Annotated in this window: 18 protein-coding genes; 2 read left to right on the top strand and 16 right to left on the bottom strand. The window is 63.5% G+C overall.

What is annotated here, in order from left to right; all coding sequences use genetic code 11:
- Positions 1–137 precede the first annotated feature (137 nt).
- The 8 genes from RCH11_RS09190 to RCH11_RS09225 all read right to left on the bottom strand — a co-directional run bounded on the left by RCH11_RS09190 (position 138) and on the right by RCH11_RS09225 (position 10,944).
- Complete coding sequence (locus tag RCH11_RS09190) at positions 138–1,322, bottom strand: ROK family transcriptional regulator (protein WP_327056693.1); 1,185 nt, start codon at positions 1,320–1,322, stop codon at positions 138–140.
- A gap of 113 nt (positions 1,323–1,435) precedes the next feature.
- Positions 1,436–2,449 (bottom strand): LacI family DNA-binding transcriptional regulator, encoded by a 1,014-nt coding sequence (locus RCH11_RS09195; RefSeq protein WP_327056694.1) that lies wholly within the window; start codon positions 2,447–2,449, stop codon positions 1,436–1,438.
- Positions 2,450–2,727: 278 nt separating this feature from the next.
- Positions 2,728–3,882 carry a cystathionine gamma-synthase gene (locus RCH11_RS09200; protein WP_327056803.1) on the bottom strand — a complete coding sequence of 385 codons (1,155 nt, stop codon included), beginning with the start codon at positions 3,880–3,882 and terminating at the stop codon, positions 2,728–2,730.
- A 33-nt stretch (positions 3,883–3,915) separates the two neighbouring features.
- Entirely contained in the window at positions 3,916–5,280 is a 1,365-nt protein-coding gene (locus tag RCH11_RS09205; protein ID WP_327056695.1) for a cystathionine beta-synthase, read from the bottom strand.
- 36 nt (positions 5,281–5,316) lie between these two features.
- Positions 5,317–7,185, bottom strand: a complete 1,869-nt coding sequence (locus RCH11_RS09210; protein ID WP_327056804.1) for an ABC transporter ATP-binding protein — start codon at positions 7,183–7,185, stop codon at positions 5,317–5,319.
- 127 nt (positions 7,186–7,312) lie between these two features.
- Complete coding sequence (locus RCH11_RS09215; RefSeq protein WP_327056696.1) at positions 7,313–8,290, bottom strand: carbohydrate ABC transporter permease; 978 nt, start codon at positions 8,288–8,290, stop codon at positions 7,313–7,315.
- Positions 8,287–9,420 (bottom strand): carbohydrate ABC transporter permease, encoded by a 1,134-nt coding sequence (locus RCH11_RS09220; protein WP_327056697.1) that lies wholly within the window; start codon positions 9,418–9,420, stop codon positions 8,287–8,289. Before RCH11_RS09220 ends, RCH11_RS09215 begins: the two co-directional genes overlap by 4 nt.
- 147 nt (positions 9,421–9,567) lie before the next feature.
- The gene (locus RCH11_RS09225) at positions 9,568–10,944 is read right to left on the bottom strand and encodes an ABC transporter substrate-binding protein (RefSeq protein WP_327056698.1); all 1,377 of its coding nucleotides are present in this window, start codon (positions 10,942–10,944) and stop codon (positions 9,568–9,570) included.
- Positions 10,945–11,252: 308 nt separating this feature from the next.
- Here RCH11_RS09225 and RCH11_RS09230 point away from each other — a divergent pair, with 308 nt between their 5' ends.
- On the top strand, positions 11,253–12,272 hold the full coding sequence (locus RCH11_RS09230) for a LacI family DNA-binding transcriptional regulator (RefSeq protein ID WP_327056699.1): 1,020 nt from the start codon (positions 11,253–11,255) through the stop codon (positions 12,270–12,272).
- Positions 12,273–12,437: 165 nt separating this feature from the next.
- Here RCH11_RS09230 and rplL read toward each other — a convergent pair whose 3' ends face one another.
- The 6 genes from rplL to RCH11_RS09260 form a co-directional block, all read right to left on the bottom strand.
- A complete protein-coding gene (gene rplL / locus RCH11_RS09235; RefSeq protein WP_327056700.1) occupies positions 12,438–12,821 on the bottom strand; it encodes a 50S ribosomal protein L7/L12 in 384 nt (127 codons plus the stop codon).
- Between the two features lie 73 nt (positions 12,822–12,894).
- Entirely contained in the window at positions 12,895–13,410 is a 516-nt protein-coding gene (gene rplJ, locus RCH11_RS09240) for a 50S ribosomal protein L10 (protein ID WP_327056701.1), read from the bottom strand.
- A 371-nt stretch (positions 13,411–13,781) separates the two neighbouring features.
- The gene (locus tag RCH11_RS09245) at positions 13,782–14,606 is read right to left on the bottom strand and encodes a hypothetical protein (protein WP_327056702.1); all 825 of its coding nucleotides are present in this window, start codon (positions 14,604–14,606) and stop codon (positions 13,782–13,784) included.
- A complete protein-coding gene (locus RCH11_RS09250) occupies positions 14,599–15,444 on the bottom strand; it encodes an NAD-dependent epimerase/dehydratase family protein (RefSeq protein WP_327056703.1) in 846 nt (281 codons plus the stop codon). The genes RCH11_RS09245 and RCH11_RS09250 overlap by 8 nt, the downstream gene beginning before the upstream one ends.
- A gap of 34 nt (positions 15,445–15,478) precedes the next feature.
- The gene (locus tag RCH11_RS09255; protein ID WP_327056704.1) at positions 15,479–16,972 is read right to left on the bottom strand and encodes a sensor histidine kinase; all 1,494 of its coding nucleotides are present in this window, start codon (positions 16,970–16,972) and stop codon (positions 15,479–15,481) included.
- Positions 16,969–17,724, bottom strand: a complete 756-nt coding sequence (locus RCH11_RS09260) for a response regulator transcription factor (protein ID WP_327056705.1) — start codon at positions 17,722–17,724, stop codon at positions 16,969–16,971. The genes RCH11_RS09255 and RCH11_RS09260 overlap by 4 nt, the downstream gene beginning before the upstream one ends.
- 180 nt (positions 17,725–17,904) lie before the next feature.
- On the opposite strand from RCH11_RS09260, the gene RCH11_RS09265 reads away from it, so the two are divergent.
- Positions 17,905–18,537: a DUF5666 domain-containing protein gene (locus tag RCH11_RS09265; RefSeq protein ID WP_327056706.1), complete on the top strand. Its 633-nt coding sequence runs from the start codon at positions 17,905–17,907 to the stop codon at positions 18,535–18,537.
- Between the two features lie 133 nt (positions 18,538–18,670).
- On the opposite strand, the gene RCH11_RS09270 is transcribed toward RCH11_RS09265, so the two are convergent.
- Together RCH11_RS09270 and RCH11_RS09275 are read right to left on the bottom strand one after the other, a co-directional pair.
- On the bottom strand, positions 18,671–19,687 hold the full coding sequence (locus RCH11_RS09270; protein WP_327056707.1) for a sugar phosphate isomerase/epimerase family protein: 1,017 nt from the start codon (positions 19,685–19,687) through the stop codon (positions 18,671–18,673).
- Entirely contained in the window at positions 19,684–20,850 is a 1,167-nt protein-coding gene (locus tag RCH11_RS09275; RefSeq protein ID WP_327056708.1) for a Gfo/Idh/MocA family protein, read from the bottom strand. Before RCH11_RS09275 ends, RCH11_RS09270 begins: the two co-directional genes overlap by 4 nt.
- Positions 20,851–20,858 lie beyond the last annotated feature (8 nt).

The raw sequence follows: 20,858 nt of genomic DNA on the forward strand, positions 1-20,858 counted from the left end.
CGAGTCTCGCCTGAGGTTTCACGCCGGACTACCTTGTCTCGTTAGGGGGAAGAAATGACCCGCTAACAGACTAAACCTTGTTTGCCGCCTTGTCGTCAAGTTGTGAACGCAACGAACGCGTAACGACTCGGAAACAATCACGCTCGGCGGAGCCCAGGCGACTGCAGCACAAGGGAGGCTGCGCCGAGCGCCTCGGCCCGATCGCCGAGTGAAGACATCACGAGGCCCGTCGCTTCGCCGACGCTCGGCACCGCGTGACGCAGCAGCCCCCGCCGGATCGGGTCGAGCAGGATCTGGTCGAGGCCGGCGAGCGGCCCCCCGATCACGATCACCTCTGGGTTGATCAGGTTGGCAATACTGGCGAGACCGCGTCCGATCGCCGCTCCTGCGTCATCGAGCACCCGCAGCGTTGCGGAGTCGCCCGAGAGGGCGTTGCGCACGATGTCGGCGGTCGAGACGGGAGCCCTGGTGCCGAGAAGCGCCATCATCACCGAGGTGGATGCCACGGTCTCGAGGCATCCCCGATTGCCGCAGTGGCACGCCACACCGTTGTCGGTGATGGTCTCGTGCCCGATCTCACCGGTGATGCCGAGACTGCCGGAGAACGGGTGGCCGCCGAGGATGAGGCCGGCGCCAATGCCACTGCCGATCTTCACGAACACGAGGTTATCCACGGTGTTGTGTGGCCCCCAGGTGACCTCAGCGAGCGCCCCGAGATTGGCATCATTGTCGAAGACCACGGGGAAGTGCAGGCGTTTTTCAAGCTCGAGCAGGTGGATGCCCACCCACTCCGGCAAAATGGCGCCCTGCACGACGGTGCCGGTGCGCTGGTCGATCGGGCCGGGGATTCCGACCCCGACTCCGAGCACGGCGGAGGGCTTCACATCATGCTCTTCGAGCAGCGCGGCAAGGAGCTGCGACGCCCGGTCGATGCTCTCTTCGGCCCGGTGGCCGAGGGGCAGCTCCACGAATCGTTCGGCGACGACGGTGAACCCGAGGCTGGCGAGCACGATCCGCAGGTGCCGACGCCCGAAGTCAATCCCGACGGCGACAGCGCCGTTGTTGGAGAGCCGCACGAGCAACGCCCTGCGCCCGGAGCTCGTCGTCGGCTCGGTCTCCAGCGATCCGATCGCCGTCATCGTCTTCACGATGTTCGACACCGTCGCAGTGGAGAGTCCGGTCTGCCTGGCGAGCTCCGCCTGCGTGAGCGGGCCGCTTCCCAACAGGGCATCGATGATTCTCTGCTGGTTGAGTTCGCGCAACGCCGACTGTGACCCGGGGTTTCGGGCACCACGTGGGAGCAGTTGCGATGGTGCAGACATGAATACGAGGGTGCATCATGCCAGGCCTTGTCGTCAAGAAGTTAACGCAACCGTTATGCAAAAATGAGAGCGGTCACATTCCTGCACCATCTGCCACATGAAGGCCCGCCGGACTACCGTCGAGGCGGAGCTGTTGAGGCTCGAACCACCAGTTCAGGGAAGATCGGTTCGTGCCCGAGGCGTGACTTGCCGTTCAATTCCGCGAGAAGCATGGCCACGGAACGACGGCCTATCTCGGCGAAATCCTGGCGCACCGTGGTGAGCGGCGGCCAATAGTGGGCGGCATCCGGTACGTCATCGAACCCGACGACACTGATGTCACCCGGAACATCCAATCCCGCGTCGCGGAAAGCGTGGATCAGGCCGAGCGCCATCTGGTCATTGGCCGCAAACACCGCGGTGAAATCGCGATACCTCGAGAGCTCGCTCCCGGCCCGGTAGCCGAAGTCCGAGGTCCAGTCCCCCAGGATCGGCGCGCGCACGTCGAGATCCGCCTCGATCAACTCATCGAGGAAACCCGTCATGCGCGCCTCCGCTTCGATCCAATCCTGGGGTCCACCGAGATGCAGGATCTTGCGATGGCCGAGTTCGATGAGGTGCCTGGTGGCCAGCCGCGCGCCGGAAGTCTGGTCGACGGAAAGGCTGTGCTGACCGTCGGCACCGGTTGAATCGAGCGTGACGAGCGGCAGCCGGATGTCCAGATCGCGGATGGCGTTGAAGACCCGCATCTGCGGAGCAATGACGACCAGTCCCTCGATCGCCTGGCTCAACAGGTACTCGAGCCGATCGTGGATCGCCTCGGAGTCGGTGGCCGCCAGACTCGTGGTCGTGATCAGGTAACCGGCATCTCGAGCGGCCTCTTCAATCGCGGCGAGGCTGGTCGCCGGACCATAGTTCGCGACCTGTGAGGTGAGTACGCCGATCGTGCGAGATCGACTGGTGACCAGCGCACGAGCGGCCTGGTTGGGCCGATAGCCGAGCTGTTCGATTACCTCGAACACGCGATCTTTCGTTGTTGTGCGGATGTTTTCGGAGTTGTTGAGCGCGCGCGAGACCGTTTGGTAAGACACGCCAGCGATCCGCGCGACATCGCGAATACTGGGGGCGCGAACCTTCACTGGTTCCATGGACGGGGGTATCCAGCTTCCTCGACTGCGTGATGAACTGTGGCGCACGAACATAAAACGCCGCGCGGCGACACCATTATGACCCACAGTTCACCGGTCGGCGCGACTCAGGACATTCCGTTCCTCCGGGCAAGCGCGTCGGCCGAGTTGCTCCTTGGTGATACATGCCGCAAATGGAATATTTCCATTATCTGCCCGATAGCCTGTCGATGTCGGTGCCTGTTTGCCCATCATCGCGAGGACATTCTTGGCCTGCTGCGTGCGGCCATCCTCAGCGATCAGGCAGTGGCGCGATCCAGGCCAGCGAGAACATCAGCGACGAGGTCGTCGACGCCCTCGATGCCAACCGACAGGCGTACGAGGTTCTCCGGCACGGCGAGCGCAGTGCCGCGCACCGACGCGTGGGTCATCTCCGACGGGTACCCGATAAGCGACTCGACGCCGCCGAGGGATTCGGCCAGCTGGAAGACCTCCGTCGACTCGGCGAATGCGCGGGCCACAGTTGGCCCTCCGGTGAGCGCGACGGAGAGCATCCCACCGAACCCCCGCATCTGGCGAGCGGCGAGGTCGTGACCGGGATGGCCGGCAAGGCCAGGGTAGTACACGCGATTGACGGCGGGATGCCCGACCAGCGCATCGGCGATCGCCTGCGCGTTTGCAGAGTGCCGATCCATCCGAACGGCGAGCGTCTTGATTCCGCGCACGGTCAGCCAGGCATCCATCGGACCGGAGACCGGTCCGATCGCGAACTGCAGGAAGCCGAGCTTCTCCGCGAGCTCGTCGTCGTTCAGCACGACGGCGCCGCCAAGAACGTCGGAATGGCCACCGAGATATTTTGTGGTCGAGTGTGTGACGACATCCGCCCCGAACGCGAGCGGGTTCTGCAAATAGGGAGACGCGAAGGTGTTGTCGACCACCACGATGACCCCGGCGGCGTGCCCAATCTCCACGAGCGCGGTGATGTCACTGATCTTCATCAGCGGATTGCTCGGAGTCTCCACCCAGAGCACCCGGGTGTTCGGACGGATCGACGCACGCACCGCATCGAGGTCGGTCATCTCCACGGTGTCGAGTTCGATCCCCCAGGGCACAAAGACGCGGTTGACCAGTCGATGCGTTCCACCGTAGACATCGTTGCCCATGATCACGTGGTCACCCGGCGCGAGGATGGACCGAAGGAGGGTGTCTTCCCCGGCGAGACCCGAGGCGAAACTGAAGCCGTGCTTTGCTCCCTCGAGGTCGGCGACAAGCTGCTGCAGCGAGTCCCGAGTGGGGTTGGCACTGCGGGCGTACTCATAGCCGCCGCGCAATTCACCGATGCTTTTCTGCACAAAGGTAGAGGTCTGATAGATCGGGGGGATCACCGAACCGGTGAGCGGGTCGAAGGCCTGGCCCGAGTGGATGGCGCGAGTGGAGAAGTCGGTCACGGGGATCTTTTCTTTTGCGGAGGCGTTTTTGCCGACGGGTCAGTCGGAGAGGAAGGTGAGCAGGTCGTGACGCGTGACGACAGCGATGGGCTTGCCGTCCTCGGTAACGAGCAGGGCATCCGTTTTACCGAATGCGGCACGCGCGGCGCTCACCGCTTCGTGCACACCAATCAAGCCCAGCGGGGCCCCGATAAATTTCCCGACCGGGTCGGTCATGCTCGCGTCACCGCTGAATACCTGCTCAAGCAGGCTCTTCTCCTCGATCGCCCCGACCACCTCGCCAATGACGACCGGCGGCTCGGCCGAGAGCACCGGCAGCTGCGACACACCGTATTGGGTCATGATCTGGATGGCGTCGCGAACCGTATCAGAGGGATGCACATGCACGAGGGCGGGCAGCATGCCGGTCTTATGGCCGACGACATCGGCGACCGTCTTCTCGTCGGAGACCTGCGTGAAGCCGTAGGACTGCATCCACTTCTCGCTGAAGATCTTGTTGAGGTAGCCACGCCCGCCGTCCGGGAGCAGGATGACCATGACCGCGTCCGCGGGCAGCGTGCGTGCGGCCTTGAGGGCGGATGCCACGGCCATGCCGCTTGACCCTCCGACAAGCAGTCCCTCCTCCCGGGCAAGGCGCCGTGTCATGTCGAAGGACTCGGCATCGGAGGAGGCGATGATCTCGTCGACGACGGAACCGTCGTAGGCCTCTGGCCAGAAGTCCTCTCCCACTCCCTCGACGAGATAGGGGCGACCGGTGCCGCCCGAGTAGACCGAACCCTCCGGGTCGGCGCCGATGATGGTGACCGCACCGTGCGAGACCTCTTTGAGGTACTTGCCCACTCCGCTGATCGTGCCGCCGGTGCCGACGCCGGCAACGAAGTGGGTGATCTCCCCTTCGGTATCCCGCCAGATCTCGGGCCCGGTGGTCTCGTAGTGGCTCAACGGCCCGTTGGGGTTCGCATACTGATTGGGCTTGAAAGCGCCCGGAATCTCACGGGCCAGCCGATCCGACACCGAATAATAGGACTCGGGGCTATCCGGCGCCACCGCGGTCGGAGTCACCACGATCTCGGCACCGTAGGCCAGCAGCACGTTGCGCTTCTCCTCGCCCACCTTGTCGGGCAGCACGAAGACACACCGGTAGCCACGCTGCTGGGCCACGAGGGCCAGCCCGATGCCGGTATTGCCGGAGGTGGGCTCGACGATCGTGCCACCGGGTTTCAGCAGGCCGTCCCGCTCCGCAGCATCGATGATGCGCGTCGCGATGCGGTCTTTAGACGACCCGCCGGGGTTCAGGTACTCCACCTTCACGAGAACGGTAGCGGCGATGCCATCCGTCACCCGGTTGAGCTTCACGAGAGGAGTATTGCCGACAAGGTCGATCACGCTATTGGCGAACTTCATAGTGCCCCCAACTTACCAGCGAGCCCTGCGGGTAGATCAGCGCTGCGCCACCTGCTGCTGGTATAGGCGGGCGTACACACCATCGGCGGCGGTGAGCTCTGCGTGAGTTCCCTGCTCCACGATCCGCCCGCCATCGACCACGAAGATCACATCGGCCGAGACGATCGTGGACAGTCGGTGTGCGATGGCGATCGTGGTTCGACCGGCCGAGGCCGTATCAAGAGCCTCCTGCACTGTTCGCTCAGAAATCGAGTCGAGAGCGCTGGTGGCCTCGTCGAGAATCAGCACTCGTGGATCTTTGAGCAGCACACGGGCGATAGCGATGCGCTGCTTCTCGCCGCCGCTCAGCCGGTAACCCCGCTCGCCCACCACGGTGTCGTAGGCCAGCGGGAACGAGGCGATGGTCTGGTGGATGTTAGCCGCCCGCGCCGCCCGCTCGAGCTCGGCGTCCGTGGCCGTCGGTTTTGCGTAACGCAGATTCTCCGCGATCGTGGCGTGAAAGAGGTAGGTCTCCTGGCTCACGATGCCGATGTTCGCCACTAGAGAGTCCTGCTCGAGCTCACGCACGTCAGTGCCGGCAAACAGAATTCGGCCGCCGGTGACGTCGTGGAAACGCGGGATGAGGTAGGACACCGTGGTCTTTCCGGCTCCCGATGGCCCGACGAAGGCCGCAAACTGGCCGGGCTCGATCGAGAACGAGACGCCCTTGAGGGTGGGCGGGGTGTCATCCCCCGAGTCCGGATAGGAGAAGACGACGTTCTCAAACTGCACACGCCCCAGCTCGGCGGTATCGACCGGATGCGCGTTCGGCGCATCCGAGATCGCGGGATGCAGGTCGAGATACTCGAAAATACGGGAGAACAACGCCTGCGAAGTCTGCAGGTCGAGGGCCACGCGCATGAGTCCGAGCAGCGGCCACATGAGCCGTGCCTGCACGGTGGTGAAGGCGACAATCGTGCCGGCCGTGACCGCGACATTGTGAAAAAGCAGCCAGGCAGTGCAGAGGTAGATCACAGCAGGAATGATGGCGAGGAAGATCTGCACCATCGCGAAGAACCACTGGCCACTCATCTGCTCGCGCACCTGCAGCCGGATCTGGTTATCGTTTTCGTCGCTGTAGCGGGCGACCTCCGTGGCCTGCTGGTTGAAGCTCTTGGCCAACAGGATGCCGGATACCGACAGGGTCTCCTGCGTAATCGCGGTCATGTCGCTGAGCGACTCCTGCGTTTTCGTGGCGATCTTCGCGCGCACCCGCCCTACCCGGCGTTGGGCGATCACGAGGATCGGCATGAGGATCACCGCCACGATCGTGAGCTGCCACGACAACACCAGCATGCTCACGAAGGCAGCCGCGACCGTCACCGTGTTTCCGAGCACGCTCGCCACCGTATTGGTGAGCACGCTCGCGACACCGCCAACGTCATTCTGCAGCCGGGACTGGATGATGCCGGTCTTGGTCCGCGTGAAGAACGCGAGTTCCATCTTCTGGAGGTGCCCGAACAGCCGCACCCGCAGCGCGCCCATCACCCGGTTGCCGACCGTGGCGGTGAGGAAGGTCTGCCAGACTCCGAGGCCCGCGGATGCGACGTAGATCACGATCATCAGACCGACAATCTCAAGGAGCACCGGGAAGTTCGGCCGGCCGGAGGGCGGGAACAGGCCGACGTCGAAGGCCTGCCGGGTGAGCAGCGGGGGCACCACGGTGAGTCCGGCGCTGATGATCACCAGCACCGCCGTGACTCCGAGCGCCCGACGGTGAGGCTGAAACAGTTGGGCGATGCGGGCGAGCAGGTCGGGGATGCGCGGGGCATCCGCATTCTCGGCCTTCTGGGCATCAGCATCGGAGCCGCTGATGCGGGTGCGCTGTTTACCCATTCGCCCCACCGGGGTGCTTCCGCCGTGCATTCCGCTCACTCGATCACTTTACGCACGCACGCTGATACTCCCGTGCGGATTCGCCCTCGGCGAAACTCGCTCGCGGTGGGAGCCCCGACCCTCACGCCGATGCCACAGCGGCGCGCGAGCGGATGTGTCAACCCTTGGTGCTGCCCGCGAGCAGGCCGCGCACGAAGAACCGCTGGAGCGCGAAAAACACGATCAATGGAACGAGGATCGAGATGAATGCTCCCGAGGTCAGGAGTTGCCAGTCCTGGCCGCGCCCACCGGTGATCTCCGCGAGCAACTTCGTCATCGGTGCAACCTGACCGTCAGCGAAGACCAGTGCCACCAGCAGGTCGTTCCAGACCCAGAGGAACTGGAAGATCGCAATCGACGCAATCGCCGGCATGGTGAGCGGGAGCACAATCCGGAAGAAGATCTGCCCGTGCCCCGCCCCATCCACGCGCGCTGCCTCGATCAGCTCTGCGGGTAACTCCGCAATGAAGTTATGGAGCAGGAAAATGACGAGAGGGAGCCCGAAGATCGTGTGAGCGATCCAGACCTGGGTATAGGAGCCACTCGCGTTCAACCCGGAGAACAACTGCACATCGCCGATGCTCAAGCCGCGGGAGAAGAGGCTCAAGAGGGGCACGAGAGCCATCTGCAGTGGCACGATCTGAAGCGCGAACACCCCGATGAACATCCAGTTCTTGCCACGGAAGTTCATCCAGGCGAACCCGTAGGCCGCAAGGCTCGCGATGGTGAGCGGGATCAACGTCGCCGGGAGCGTGATTGCGATCGAGTTGATGAACGCCTGTCCGAGGTTCAGCTGGCTGTTGCCGGCCTTCAGAACCTGCGAATAGTTGTCGAAGGTGAGCCCGGGGTTCTGGAATATGGTCCACCACCCGGTGGTGTTGATCAGGGCAGCCGGACGAATCGAGGAGATGAAGAGCCCGAAGGTGGGGACCGTCCAGAGGAGGGCGATGATGAGAGACGCGATCGTCGCCCCGCGACTGGTCAGGCGTTTCTTGGTGCGCTTGGTGATGCTGCGCTCTGCCGCGAGTTCACCCCGCCCGAGAGCGCGTCGGGTTGCTGCGTCGATCGGTACGTCGATAGGCGTAACGGCGCTCATCGGATCTCCCTCTGCTTCTGGATCTGCCGTGCGTTGTAGATGACGATGGGTAGGACCAGTACGAAGAGCACCAGCGCAAACGCAGCCGAGCGTCCGTTTTCAAACCCCTTCCACTGCGTGTACATCTCATTGGCGATGACGCTCGTGCTGTTGGCACCGGCCGTCATGGTCCGCACTATGTCGAATACTTTCAAAGACGCGATCGAGATCGTGGTGAGCACGACTATGAGGGATGACCGGATGCCAGGCACGGTCACATTGATGAACCGCTCCCAGGCGTTCGTGCCGTCAAGCTCCGCGGCCTCCAGCTGCTCGGTCGGCACGCCCTTGATGGCCGCCGAGAGCACGACCATCGCGAATCCGGTCTGGATCCAGACGAGCACAACGATCAGAAAGAACGTATTCCAGGGCGAGATGGACACGAAGTCGGTCGGCTGCCCACCGAAGAGCACGGCCAGCTGGTTGAGAAGACCGATCTGGTTTTCTCCCGCCGGCCTCGCGGTGTAGACGAACTTCCAGATAATCGAGGCACCGACGAACGAGATCGCCATGGGCATGAAGACCAGGATCTTCAAGAATTTCTCGCCGCGCGACTTGTCGATAAAGACGGCGTACGCGAGCCCGATCGCGGTCGAGAACGCCGGAACGATGAGCACCCAGATGACAGTGTTAAACACGACCCGGATACCGGTCGGCTGAGTGAAGATCCAGACAAAGTTCTCGATGCCGACAAATCGGTTACCGCGGTTGTTCTGGAATGCGGCGATCGTCGTCAAGATCGTCGGGTAGACAAGGCCGACAAGGAGCAGGATCAGCGCCGGGGCGAGGAAACCCACCAGCTGCATGAGGTAGCCCGCCCCCTTCTTCGCGCGATAGTCGAGGATGAAGAAGAGACCACCGAGGACAGCGGCGGCCGCCGCGGCCCACGCCACCGATCCGAGGAATAGGAAGATGACAAGCGGTGCGATGACGCACACCGCGAGGCGGATGATCGTGTAACGGCGCCCGGAACGCGGGGCGATCTCGACGAAGAAGAGGATGACCGCGACCACAGCGACGAACGCACCGACCACGAGGGGGACTTGGACCAACGCGGGGAGCGTCGCTATCCAGTTGAAGAAATCTGACATGGTGCCCTTTCGAGTACGGCGGTGGACTCAGGAGCTTGCAGTTGCACCTACATAGCTGTACACCGTAGCAATGGGTGCGGAAAGGCCGACAGAAAAAGTTCTCTGCCGGCCTCTCGCGCTGGGGTGTTACCTAGCGGGCTTCAGGTACTACTTGGACGGCCATGACGCATCGATGGTCTTCAGGACCTCGTCCGTCGACTTGCCATTGATCCAGTCGACCATGCCGGTCCAGAACGAGCCAGATCCGACCACACCGGGCATCAGGTCCGATCCGTCAAAGCGGAAAGTCGTCTTCGGGTCCTGCAGCGTCTTGATCGCGGACTGCAGGATGGGGCTGGACGCACTGGCCGGGTCGAGACCGCTGTTGGCGCTGATCACACCGCCGAGCTTGACGCGGCTGTTTGCCCACTCGGGGCTGGACAGGTATGCCTGTACCTTCTTGGTGTCGGCATCGTTGGAGAATGCGGCAACCATCTCGCCACCACCGGTGACGGCCGGGCCAGCACTGGCATCGGTCGGCGGGGTGATGAAGGCCCAGACCTGCTTGTCCGGTCCGACAGTCGCGTTGCCGTTCTTCGGGTCCTGGATGAATCCGTCGAAGAAGGATGCCTGATGGGTCATCGCGCACTGGCCATTGCCCACTACGCGGGCGACATCACCGAACGGAGTCGAGTTGATCGACTTGACATCTCCGAGGCCTGCGTTCACGTATTTCGGGTCGAGCAAAATCTTGCCGACCGAGTCGAACGCCTTTTTGACGGCCGGGTCGGTGAACGGGATCTTGTGCGTGACCCACTTGTCATATGTGGCTGCGCCCGACTGGCGAAGCAGGAGGTCTTCCACCCAGTCGGTTCCGGGCCAGCCGGTCGCGGCATCGGAGCCGAATCCCGCGCACCACGGAGCCTTGCCGGTCTTCTCCTGGATGGTTTTGGTCAGGGTGAGCAGCTCATCGTAGGTCTTTGGCACCTCGACGCCCCACTCCTTGAACTTGGCCGGGGAATACCAGATGAAGCCCTTGACGCTCGCCATGAGCGGCGAGGCATACAGCGTGCCATCGGTCGTGGCGTAACCCGCCCAGTCCTTCGACCAGTATTTCTTGACGTTGGCAGCCGCCGCAGCGGGCTCGGGCTGAATGAAGTTGCGCGAGGCCAGGTCGTGCAAGAGGCCGGGCTGCGGGAAGATCGCGATGTCGGGTGCGTTGCCGCCCTGGGCCCGAACGCTGATCTGGGTCTCGAACTCCTTCGAGCCCTCATATTTGATCTTGATCTTGTTCTTCGTCTCCCAGTCGGCCCACGACTTCTGAAGAAGTTCTGATTCGGTGTCGACGATGGTGCCATAGACGGTCACCACTCCATCGGCCTTACCGGCATTGCCCGGGCCCTTGGTCGAAGCGGGAGCGCCTCCTCCCGACGACGAGCATCCGGCGAGAGCGAGTCCCGCGATGGTGAAAAAGACGATCGGTGCTGTGATTCGACGGTGCAACTTTTTGCGGGCTACTGTGCTGCGAAGCGGGGTGGAACTCATGTGACTCCTCCTCGTTGAGGGTTGGGGATGGGTCGTGCGATTGAAACCGATCCGCTCCGAACTCTGCGAGAGGACACTCGCAATGAGGAACCGGTTCCACTGCATCAAACTACGGGCGATGCGAGCGTTATGCAAGCGCTTATTGTCCCGCGTTACCTAACGTTTCTGTCACGTCGCCGTAAATGGCCTACTCGAACCCCCGGTCACCGTGGGAGCGCACCCATACATTTGTGACGCGTTTCCCACACACCCCCTCTCATGCGTAGGATGAGCCATCGCTCGTCAACGCTGTCGAATCCGAGGTCCTCTTGAGCGCAATAGCCGATGTCGCTCGCCTTGCCGGGGTGTCGAAGTCAACTGCGTCACGCGCGCTCAGCGGCAACGGCTATGTTTCCGGCGCGACCCGTTCTCGCGTCCAGAGTGCGGCGGCCGATATCGGTTACATACCTTCGTCCATCGCGTCCAGCCTCGCGACCGGGCTTACTCGCAATGTCGGCGTCGTGATTCCGTTCGTAAATCGCTGGTTTTTTGCCGAGGTGCTCGAGGGAATCGAGAGTGCCCTGATTTCTGCAGGCTACGACTTGACCCTCTACCGGCTGCATGACGATGCCGCGCGTCGCCAACACATTTTCGACTACTTGCTCAGGCGTAAGCGAGTTGATGCGGTGGTGGTGGTTGGCATCTCCCTCAACCCCCTCGAGGTGGGATCACTCACCGCTCTCGGCAAACCGATTGTCGGAATCGGCGGCGAAATCCCAGCCATCTCGACGGTGAGCATCGACGATGCCTCGGCCTCAAGGTTTCTCACCGACCATTTGGTGAGCCTCGGTCACACGCGAATTATGCATCTCGGCGGAGATCAACATGAACAGATGGACTTCGCCGTGCACACGCAGCGTCTCGCCGGTTTTCGCCAGGCTCTCGCAACCGCAGGCCTGTCCCACCGCGGAGACTTTCGCGCGGTGGCATACTCGATTCCCGGGGGGTACGCCGGAGCACTTGCCGTGCTCTCCGATCCGTCGTCCCGCCCAACAGCCATCGTCGCCGGCTGCGACGAGATTGCAATCGGGGTGATCCTGGCGGCACGCCAGCTTGGCATCGCGGTGCCCGCACAATTGTCTGTTGTCGGAATCGACGGTCACGCTCTCGCAGAGATGTTCGGCCTCACGACGCTGGAACAGCATCCGACCGAGCAGGGACAACGCGCAGTGCAACTCATTCTGGATCGACTCGGGCCGCACACCGGCGCCATTCCCAATGAGCGAATCACCATGCCCGTGGACTTTGTCGTACGACGCAGCAGCACGGCCCCTCCCCGCAGGGAGTAGCGCGGAGTAGCAGGTTAGCGAGACGCACGCCCTGGATTGTCGACCGGTGTCGACGGATACACGCGACGGCCCCCGAGTCCGCCTGTGCGGCAGTCTCGAGGGCCGTTCTCCCGCGCTTCGCGTGACCTCGGTCACACGTCGAACGATCGCCCCGCAGGGCGTTTGCTACTTGAGGGAAACGGTTGCGCCGGCCTCTTCGAGCTGAGCCTTCGCCTTCTCGGCGGTCTCCTTGTTGACACCCTCGAGCACGACGCCGGGAGCGTTGTCCACGACGGCCTTGGCCTCGCCGAGACCGAGGCTCGTGAGGGCACGGACCTCCTTGATGACCTGGATCTTCTTGTCACCGATGGACTCGAGAACGACATCGAAGGAGTCCTTCTCTTCGACCTCTTCGACGGGGGCGGCGGTTCCACCGGCAGCAGCAGCTGCGACGGGGGCGGCCGCGGTGACCTCGAAGACCTCTTCGAACTTCTTGACAAACTCGCTGAGCTCAATGAGCGTGAGCTCCTTGAATGCCTCGATGAGTTCGTCGCCTGAAAGCTTTGCCATGATTTTTCTCCTTGTTATTTCGTGTTTAAGCCGCGCTGCCTATCCCGGTGAGGGGATCATCCCGGTGAGGGAATTAGGAGGCGGAATCCTGCTTCTCGCGCAGCGCGTCGACCGTGCGAACGGCCTTGGCGAGCGGTGCGTTGAACATGTAGGCAGCACCGAACAGCGAAGCCTTGAAGGCGCCGGCAAGTTTACCGAGCAGCACCTCTCTGGTTTCGAGATCGGCGAGCTTGATGACTTCTGCAGCCGTGAGGGGGTTACCGTCGAAGTAACCACCCTTGATCACGAGCAGCGGGTTTGCCTTGGCGAAGTCGCGAAGACCCTTCGCAACGGTGACCGGGTCACCGTGTACGAATGCGATTGCGGACGGACCGACGAGATCCTCGTCGAATGACGAGATCCCCGCGTTGTTGGCCGCAATTTTGGTCAGCGTGTTCTTCACCACGGCGTACGTGGCGTTCTCACTGAGGGTGGTGCGCAGCGTTTTCAGCTGTGCAACAGTGAGCCCGCGGTACTCGGTGAGCAAAACGGCGGTCGAGTCACGGAACTTGTTCGTGAGCTCGGCAACCGAAGCTTCCTTGTTCGCCATGTGGCTCCTAGGTGGATTGGTGATTCGTAGTGTCGTGCGCTTCGGGCCACCGAGTTCGCCCGGCCTCATCACGGGAGAAAACAAAAAAAGCTCCGGCGCAAGCGCACGGAGCAAAACCACGGAGAGGATTCTCTGGGGGAGTTCTCAATACACCTGCGCAGGCTTTCGTCGCATCCCATAGGGGCAATGGCGAACCTTGGATCGGAGCTGTTCTTCATTACTGAATTACGGCGAACCGATGACCGGCGGTCTTTGGCTTCGTTCAGAATACGGGACGCAGCGGGCGCGGTGCAAATCCGCGGTGCCAATCCGCGGTGCCGGCTCCGTCGGTGCGAGGCCGTCTCAGAGACCGAATCGACTCCGCAGTGCGCCTAGGGAGACTTCTTCACAGCAGCCTTCTTCACCGCAGCAGTCACAGGCACCTCAACGGTGACGGCGGCAGCGACCTCGGTGACGAGCGGTGGACCAGAGGCGGCAACGCGCTCTGAAATCAAGGCGACCTTCGCTCCGACTCGTCGCCGACCGACGGGGAGCAGCACGAACACGGCAAGCAACACAACCACGATGCCGAGCACTAAAACCGCGATCAGTAGTCCGCGGTTCGGCGCCGGCTCCGCTGTCGCCGGCGCGACGAGCGAGAACTGTCGCTGATAGTCGGCCGGTGTGGTCGCGGCGGAGACACCGGACGAGCCACTCACGAGCGGCGTAAGAGTGCTGCCGTCGGTGGCGAACCAGGCCGAGCGGGAGTCGTCGCGGATGATGAGCGTGCCCGCCGGGGCTGTGGCGAGAGCGGTTGCGAGCGCGGGTCCGGAAGAGAAGTCGGCGAGTTCCGGCTGATCGCTGGCGGGATTGATCCATACCGTCGCGACACCAGCGATCGTTCCATCCGCTGCCGTCACCGGCGCAACCCAATTATTGGTCAGCCGGGTCGGTTCGTCGGTCTTCGCCCCGGAGAGAAAGCGGGTGGTCCAGGACAGAACACGGTGGATACCTCCCACCTTCGCTGCACTGTCAAACACCACTTCCGCTCCGGCTTTAGCCCCAAAAAGTTCGACGAGACGCGGCACAAGTCCGGCGGCGAAATACTGGCCGACGTTCTCGGGCACGCGTGGTTCATCGAGGGCATTGGCTGCGGTTCCCGACGCGAAAACGGCCGCCGTAGCCAACACGACCACGGCGATGGCCTTTCTAAGCATGGTTGCGCCAGGAATGTTCTGGCACGAATCCGAGCACCCGCCGAGCCTTGTCGATGGACAGGAGGCTTTCGTGCTCGCCGAGTTCCCGCGTGATGCGCGTGGACGGGAACACCTCCGCGGCGAGGCTCGCGCTCGACCGCGACATCACGGTATCCGCCGCTGCGATGATGTAGGCCTCGAAACCGGGCTTCGCGAGAGCGAGCGCACGCTCGACGGCCTGGGCGCCATCCCTCGCGTCGATGTAGCCCCAGAGATTCCACTTGCGGATGCCGGCGTCCGCATCGAACGAGCGGAACGGTACGTAGTCCGCGACGTCCATCACATTGGAGAACCGCAGGGCTGCGATGCTCAGCTCGGGATCCCAGCGCACCAGCTTTTGGGCAAGCTGCTCCTCGAGGTGCTTCGTGACGGAGTAGATGCTCTCTGGTCGGGTGTCGTAGTCCTCGTCCACCGGGATATAGGGCGGCGGCGTCTCGAATGGGATGCCGAGCACGGTCTCGCTCGAGGCGTAGACGATCGTCTTAATGCCGGCCCGCCTTGCACCCTGGAACACGTTGAAGGTGGCTGACATGTTGTTGTGGAAGGTCTCGGAGTCCGGCAGAATTCCGCCGGCCGGTGCTGCGGCGAGGTGCACGACCGCGTCGAGCCCATCGTGACGATCGTTGATGCCGAACAGGGCATCCACGGTCTGGCCGTAGTCGGTGAAATCGACCCGGGTGAATCCGGGTCCGCGTTCGCCGACCACATCGAGGGCATGGACGTCGTTCCCGGAGTCGAGGAGACGCTGGACGACGGCGCGCCCCAATTTTCCACTTGCACCTGTAACAGCAATTCGCACGGTATTTCCTAACATCTGGGGTGCGACCAGTCTGTCATCCCGGCGCGGCATCCACTGTGCGTGCACGAGGCAGGATGACACGGAAGCTGGTGTTGCCGGGCTCGCTCTGCACGTCCACCGTGCCACCGTGCCCCTCGACGACGGCGGCTACGATCGCGAGTCCGAGTCCCGTGCTACCGGCGGCGCGGGAGCGGGAGCTATCGCCGCGTGCGAATCGCTCGAACAGCACAGGCTGCAGGTCCGCGGGTATACCGGGGCCGTCATCGGTCACGGTCACGACAGCGTTCGAGCCGTCGATCGCGACAGTGGTCACGACCTCGGTTCCGGCGGGCGTGTGAACCCTGGCGTTGGTGAGAATATTGGCGACAACCTGGTGCAGGCGCGCGTCGTCGCCATCGATCATCACCGGTTCATCGGGCATGTCGAGCGACCATTCGTGCTCGGGACCGGCGGCGTGGGCATCGCTCACCGCGTCGATAAGCAGCCGGGAGAGGTCGACCGGATCGCTCTCGAGATCGCGCCCCTCGTCGAGGCGAGCGAGCAGAAGCAGGTCTTCCACCAGCGAAGTCATGCGCGTGGCTTCGGACTCGACCCGGCCGAGCGAATGAACGACATCCTCGGGCAGGTCGTGATTGCCTCGACGGGTGAGCTCGGCATACCCGCGGATCGCCGCGAGCGGCGTGCGCAATTCGTGACTCGCGTCTGCAACGAACTGGCGCACCTTGTTCTCGCTGGCCTGCCGCGAGGTGAGGGCGGATGCCACGTGCCCGAGCATACGGTTGATCGCGGCCCCGACCTGGCCGACCTCCGTTCTCGAATCGGCGTCCTCGTCGGGTACCCGCACCCCGAGGGCAACCTCACCGCGGTCGAGCGGAAGCTCGGCAACGCGAGTAGCCGTTGAGACGACCCGTTCAAGCGGTCGGAGTGCAACCCGCACGATCCAGCGAGCCAGGAATGCCGCGAGCACGAGCCCGGCTGCGGTGACAATGGCGATGATGAGACCCAGTTGCAGCAGTGTGCCCTTCAGCTCGCCAAGAGGAAGCGCCGTGACGACGCGAACGCCATTTGCATACTCCACGGCGACGGCGCGGAAGCTGCCGAGACCATTCCCGAGATCCACTGTCGTCGCGACGCCGGTGGCCGGCACTTTCTTCAGTGGCCCGCTCTGGGCGGCCGACAGGTCCTGGAGCGATCCGCTCTGGTCCTTTTGGACGCCGGCGACAGTGGTGCCGAAAATAATCCCGATTACCGTATCCGGGGCCTGGCGGTCGATGGTCTGGCGCAACTGCTGCCGCGTGAAGGTGTCGGACTGCGCATCCCCTGGCCGACTTCCGGGAGGACCGAAGCCGGTCTGGGAGCGTCCGTTGGCCGCCTTGAGCTGGTCGTCCAGCCGGTTCATGAGAAAGCCCTGCAGCGCAAGAACGCTGATCGAGCCGATCACGATGGCGACTACCGCGAGCAGTCCGACGACGGACAGCATCAATCGCCGCCGAAGCGACCACGGCGCATGGGTGGTGACAGAGGTCATCCAGCGGCCTTGATCATGTAGCCGACTCCGCGCACGGTGTGGATCATCGAAGTCTCCCCCGCGTCGATTTTCTTGCGCAGGTAGGAAATGTAGATCTCGACGATGCTTGACCGGCCTCCGAAGTCATAGCTCCAGACCCGGTCGAGGATCTGCGCCTTGCTCATCACCCGGCGCGGGTTGCGCATGAGGAAGCGCAACAGCTCGAACTCGGTCGCGGTCAACTCGATGAGACGACCGCCGCGGCGTACCTCGTAACTCTCCTCGTCGAGCACCAGGTCGCCGACGCGAAGTAGCGGGTCAGCGGAGTCCGCGACGACCACGGACGACCGGCGAATGAGTCCGCGCAGCCGGGCGACGAGTTCTTCGAGGCTGAACGGCTTGGTGACGTAATCGTCACCGCCAGCGGTGAGCCCGGCGATGCGATCGTCGAGGGCATCCTTCGCCGTGAGGAAGAGGATGGGCACATCCTGCCCGTCGTCCCGCAGCCGCTTGAGCACCTGGAGGCCATCGATGTCCGGCAGCATCACGTCGAGCACGACGACATCCGGCTGGAACTCGCGGATGAGCTGGATGGCGGTACGCCCCTCGGCTGCGGTCTTCACGTCCCAGCCTTCGTAGCGCAACGCCATCCGGAGCAGGTCGCTGAGGGTCGCCTCATCATCGACAACGACGACACGTACCGGGGAACCGTCCGCGCGCCGGAGCCTCGGGCCGGCGCTAGGAGCAGATGAGCTGTGGTTGTGTGAGATCACACTTCCTACTATTACGAGTTTGCTATGAATCACCTATGGTTCACCCCAACTTCGCCTGAGTCCCGACCACCGATCAGCCCGCGGTTTCCCAGGCGCTCTGCACCACGGCACCGCGAAACTCTGGGGAGGCAGATAGCTGGTCCATACGATTTCCGTAGGTTCGAGAATCACTCTGATGAAATGACCGAACAGACAGAACCACAGGACCGCGAAAATTCCAACGCAGCCGAGACGGTGCCTACCGAGCTCACAGCCGAGAGCCCGCCAGCGCCAGAGTCGCCAGCTCCACCACCGGCGATTGTCGCCCCCGCGGTGGCTCCCGCACGCACCGGAGTCATGCGCTGGCTCATCCCCACCCTCGCCCTGGTCGCAGTGGCGTTGATCGCACTTTTCGGTGGCATCCTCATCGGACAGCACACCGGTGGGCCGGGACAGTTCGCCGATTTCACCCGATCAGGCGGCCAGTCGCAGAACGGACAGGGCTTGCGGCACGAGCAGGGCCAACAGGATCGGCCGGGGCAGCACGGCAATGCCACCCGACCCGGCACCTTCGGAGGGCTCACCACTGGCACGATCCAGTCGGTCGATGGCGACACGATCACCGTGAAGCTTCTCGACGGTTCGACCGTTACCGTGAAGTCCACCGACTCGACCAAGGTCACGAAGAGCCAGAAGATCAGCGTCGCCGAACTCACATCGGGCGAGACCGTGACCGTGCGCGGCGCGAAGGACGGCAGCGGGAGCGTCTCCGCGACCTCCATTTCCGAGGGCACGAACCCGCCCTTCGGAGCTCGGCCCGGCGCGAACGGCTAGCCAGACTCACCTCTCACTCTCAAAACGCAGGAGATTCGCCACCGGACGAGGTATTTGGCGGCGAAATGCCCCCTCCGGTGGCGAATCTCCTGCGTTTCGGAGTGGTGGGGTGGGGTGGAGCGGCGACCGGCGGTCAGCCCTGGTTGCTGAAGGCGGCGTCGAAGGATGCCGTCGGCAGCTCCCAGAGCAGCGACCGAACGAAGCCGACGGCTTCGGCTGCGCCGTGCAGCCGATCCATTCCGGCATCCTCCCACTCCACCGAAATGGGGCCGCCGTAGCCGATGGAGCGCAGCGCGCGGAACGAGTCTTCCCACGGCACATCCCCGTGCCCGGTGGAGACGAAGTCCCACCCGCGGTGAAGGTCACCCCAGGGCAGGTGCGATCCGAGGATGCCGTATCGGCCGCTGGGCGTGCGCAACCGGGTGTCCTTGCAGTCGACGTGATAGATGCGATCGGCAAACTCCGTGATGAACGACACCGGATCGATGCCCTGCCACATCATGTGGCTCGGGTCCCAGTTGAAGCCGAAAGCTGCGCGATGCTCGATGGCCTCGAGTGAACGCACGCTCGACCAGTAGTCGTAAGCGATCTCCGAGGGGTGTACTTCGTGGGCGAACCGCACCCCCTCCGAGTCGAACACGTCGAGGATCGGGTTCCACCGGTCGGCGAAGTCCTGGTAGCCGGCATCGATCACCGAGGTCGGCACCGGGGGGAACATCGCCACGTACTGCCAGATCTTCGAACCGGTGAAGCCAACGACGGTGTCGATGCCCATCTTGCGGGCGACCACCGCGGTGAGCTTTAGTTCCTCCGCCGCGCGCTGACGCACGCCCTCGGGATCGCCATCTCCCCAGACCGTGGGGCGGATGATTGCCTGGTGACGAAAATCGATCGGATCGTCGCACACCGACTGGCCGGTGAGGTGGTTCGAGATCGCCCACGCTTTCAGTCCGTAGCGATCGAGGATGTCGAGCCGCCCCTGCAGGTAGGCGTCGTCCGTAGCGGCCCGCGCGATATCGAGATGCTCTCCGGATGCCGCGATCTCGAGCCCGTCATATCCCCACTCCGACGCGAGTTTCGCCACCTCCTCAAGAGTGAGATCAGCCCACTGGCCGGTGAAGAGCGTCACGGGATGAGTCGAGGTGGTCATATGGTCTCCTTCGATGCCTGAACGTTGCCAACGATCACATTAGCTCCGGTCGCTTCGGAGCTTAATTTGATCGCGGAGAGCACGCGCTGCACGGCGAGACCGTCGGCGAATGAGGGGGTCGCCGGCGTGCCGGAGTCGATGGCGATGAGGAAGTCGCGTATCTCATGCACGAAGGAGTGTTCCCAGCCGAGCACATGGCCCTGTGGCCACCAGGCAGCGAGATACGGATGCTCCGGTTCGGTCACGAGGATGCGGCGGAACCCCTGGGTCTCGATCGACTCCGTGGCATCGAGGAACCACAGTTCGTTCAGCTCTTCGAGGTCGAACCGCAGCGCTCCGGTCGAGCCGAAGACCTCGATCGTGAGGGCGTTCTTGCGCCCCGTTGCGACCCGTGATGCCTCGAGACTGCCACGGACGCCGGAGTCGAATGCCAGTGTCGCCCAAACCGCGTCGTCGACCGTGACCGCCTCGGGGCCATCGGCACCCGGCCGCTCGGTCACAAAGGTGTGGGTACGGGCCGAGACCTCGGTCACCAGCTCTCCGAGCAGAAACTGCAACTGGTCAACGGCGTGAGAGGCGAGGTCACCGAGTGCACCGGAACCGGCGGTCTCGCGACGCAGCCGCCAGGTCATCGGTGCCGCGGCATCCGCGAGCCAGTCCTGAAGATACGACGCACGCACCTGGCGGATCTCGCCAAGGCGACCGTCGGCGATGATGCGCCGCGCGAGCGCGAGCGCGGGCATCCGTCGATAGTTGAAGCCCACCAGTGAGATCACGCCACGAGCGGATGCGTCGGCCGCTGCATCCGCCATCGCCTCGGCGTCGGCCAGCGTGTTGGCGAGCGGCTTCTCGACCAGGACGTGCTTGCCCGCGGCGAGCGCGGCGAGCGCAATCTCGGCGTGCAGGTGTCCGGGCACGCAGATGTCCACGATGTCGATGTCATCCCTGGCGATGACCTCGCGCCAGTTGGTCGCCGACTCTGACCAGCCCAATGCTGTCGCCGCGGCCGCGACGCCGGCTGCATCCCGCCCCACCAGAACGCGCTGCTCGAACGCGGGCACCTCGAAGAACGAGCCGACGGTCGCCCAGGCATTGGAGTGTGCCCGACCCATGAACGCGTAGCCGATCATGGCTACGCGCAAGGGCCTAATTGAAGAAGTCATGTGCCCGG

This window comes from Glaciihabitans sp. GrIS 2.15 (assembly GCF_035984695.1).
Classification (GTDB): Bacteria; Actinomycetota; Actinomycetes; order Actinomycetales; family Microbacteriaceae; genus Lacisediminihabitans.

Coding starts and splice junctions, on each gene's coding strand:
- RCH11_RS09195 (WP_327056694.1), bottom strand. CDS start 2,449: ATGGAACCAGTGAAGGTTCGCGCCCCCAGTATTCGCGATGTCGCGCGG.
- RCH11_RS09190 (WP_327056693.1), bottom strand. CDS start 1,322: ATGTCTGCACCATCGCAACTGCTCCCACGTGGTGCCCGAAACCCCGGG.
- RCH11_RS09225 (WP_327056698.1), bottom strand. CDS start 10,944: ATGAGTTCCACCCCGCTTCGCAGCACAGTAGCCCGCAAAAAGTTGCAC.
- rplJ (WP_327056701.1), bottom strand. CDS start 13,410: ATGGCGAACAAGGAAGCTTCGGTTGCCGAGCTCACGAACAAGTTCCGT.
- RCH11_RS09220 (WP_327056697.1), bottom strand. CDS start 9,420: ATGTCAGATTTCTTCAACTGGATAGCGACGCTCCCCGCGTTGGTCCAA.
- RCH11_RS09275 (WP_327056708.1), bottom strand. CDS start 20,850: ATGACTTCTTCAATTAGGCCCTTGCGCGTAGCCATGATCGGCTACGCG.
- RCH11_RS09245 (WP_327056702.1), bottom strand. CDS start 14,606: ATGCTTAGAAAGGCCATCGCCGTGGTCGTGTTGGCTACGGCGGCCGTT.
- rplL (WP_327056700.1), bottom strand. CDS start 12,821: ATGGCAAAGCTTTCAGGCGACGAACTCATCGAGGCATTCAAGGAGCTC.
- RCH11_RS09215 (WP_327056696.1), bottom strand. CDS start 8,290: ATGAGCGCCGTTACGCCTATCGACGTACCGATCGACGCAGCAACCCGA.
- RCH11_RS09255 (WP_327056704.1), bottom strand. CDS start 16,972: ATGACCTCTGTCACCACCCATGCGCCGTGGTCGCTTCGGCGGCGATTG.
- RCH11_RS09210 (WP_327056804.1), bottom strand. CDS start 7,185: ATGCACGGCGGAAGCACCCCGGTGGGGCGAATGGGTAAACAGCGCACC.
- RCH11_RS09270 (WP_327056707.1), bottom strand. CDS start 19,687: ATGACCACCTCGACTCATCCCGTGACGCTCTTCACCGGCCAGTGGGCT.
- RCH11_RS09205 (WP_327056695.1), bottom strand. CDS start 5,280: ATGAAGTTCGCCAATAGCGTGATCGACCTTGTCGGCAATACTCCTCTC.
- RCH11_RS09265 (WP_327056706.1), top strand. CDS start 17,905: ATGACCGAACAGACAGAACCACAGGACCGCGAAAATTCCAACGCAGCC.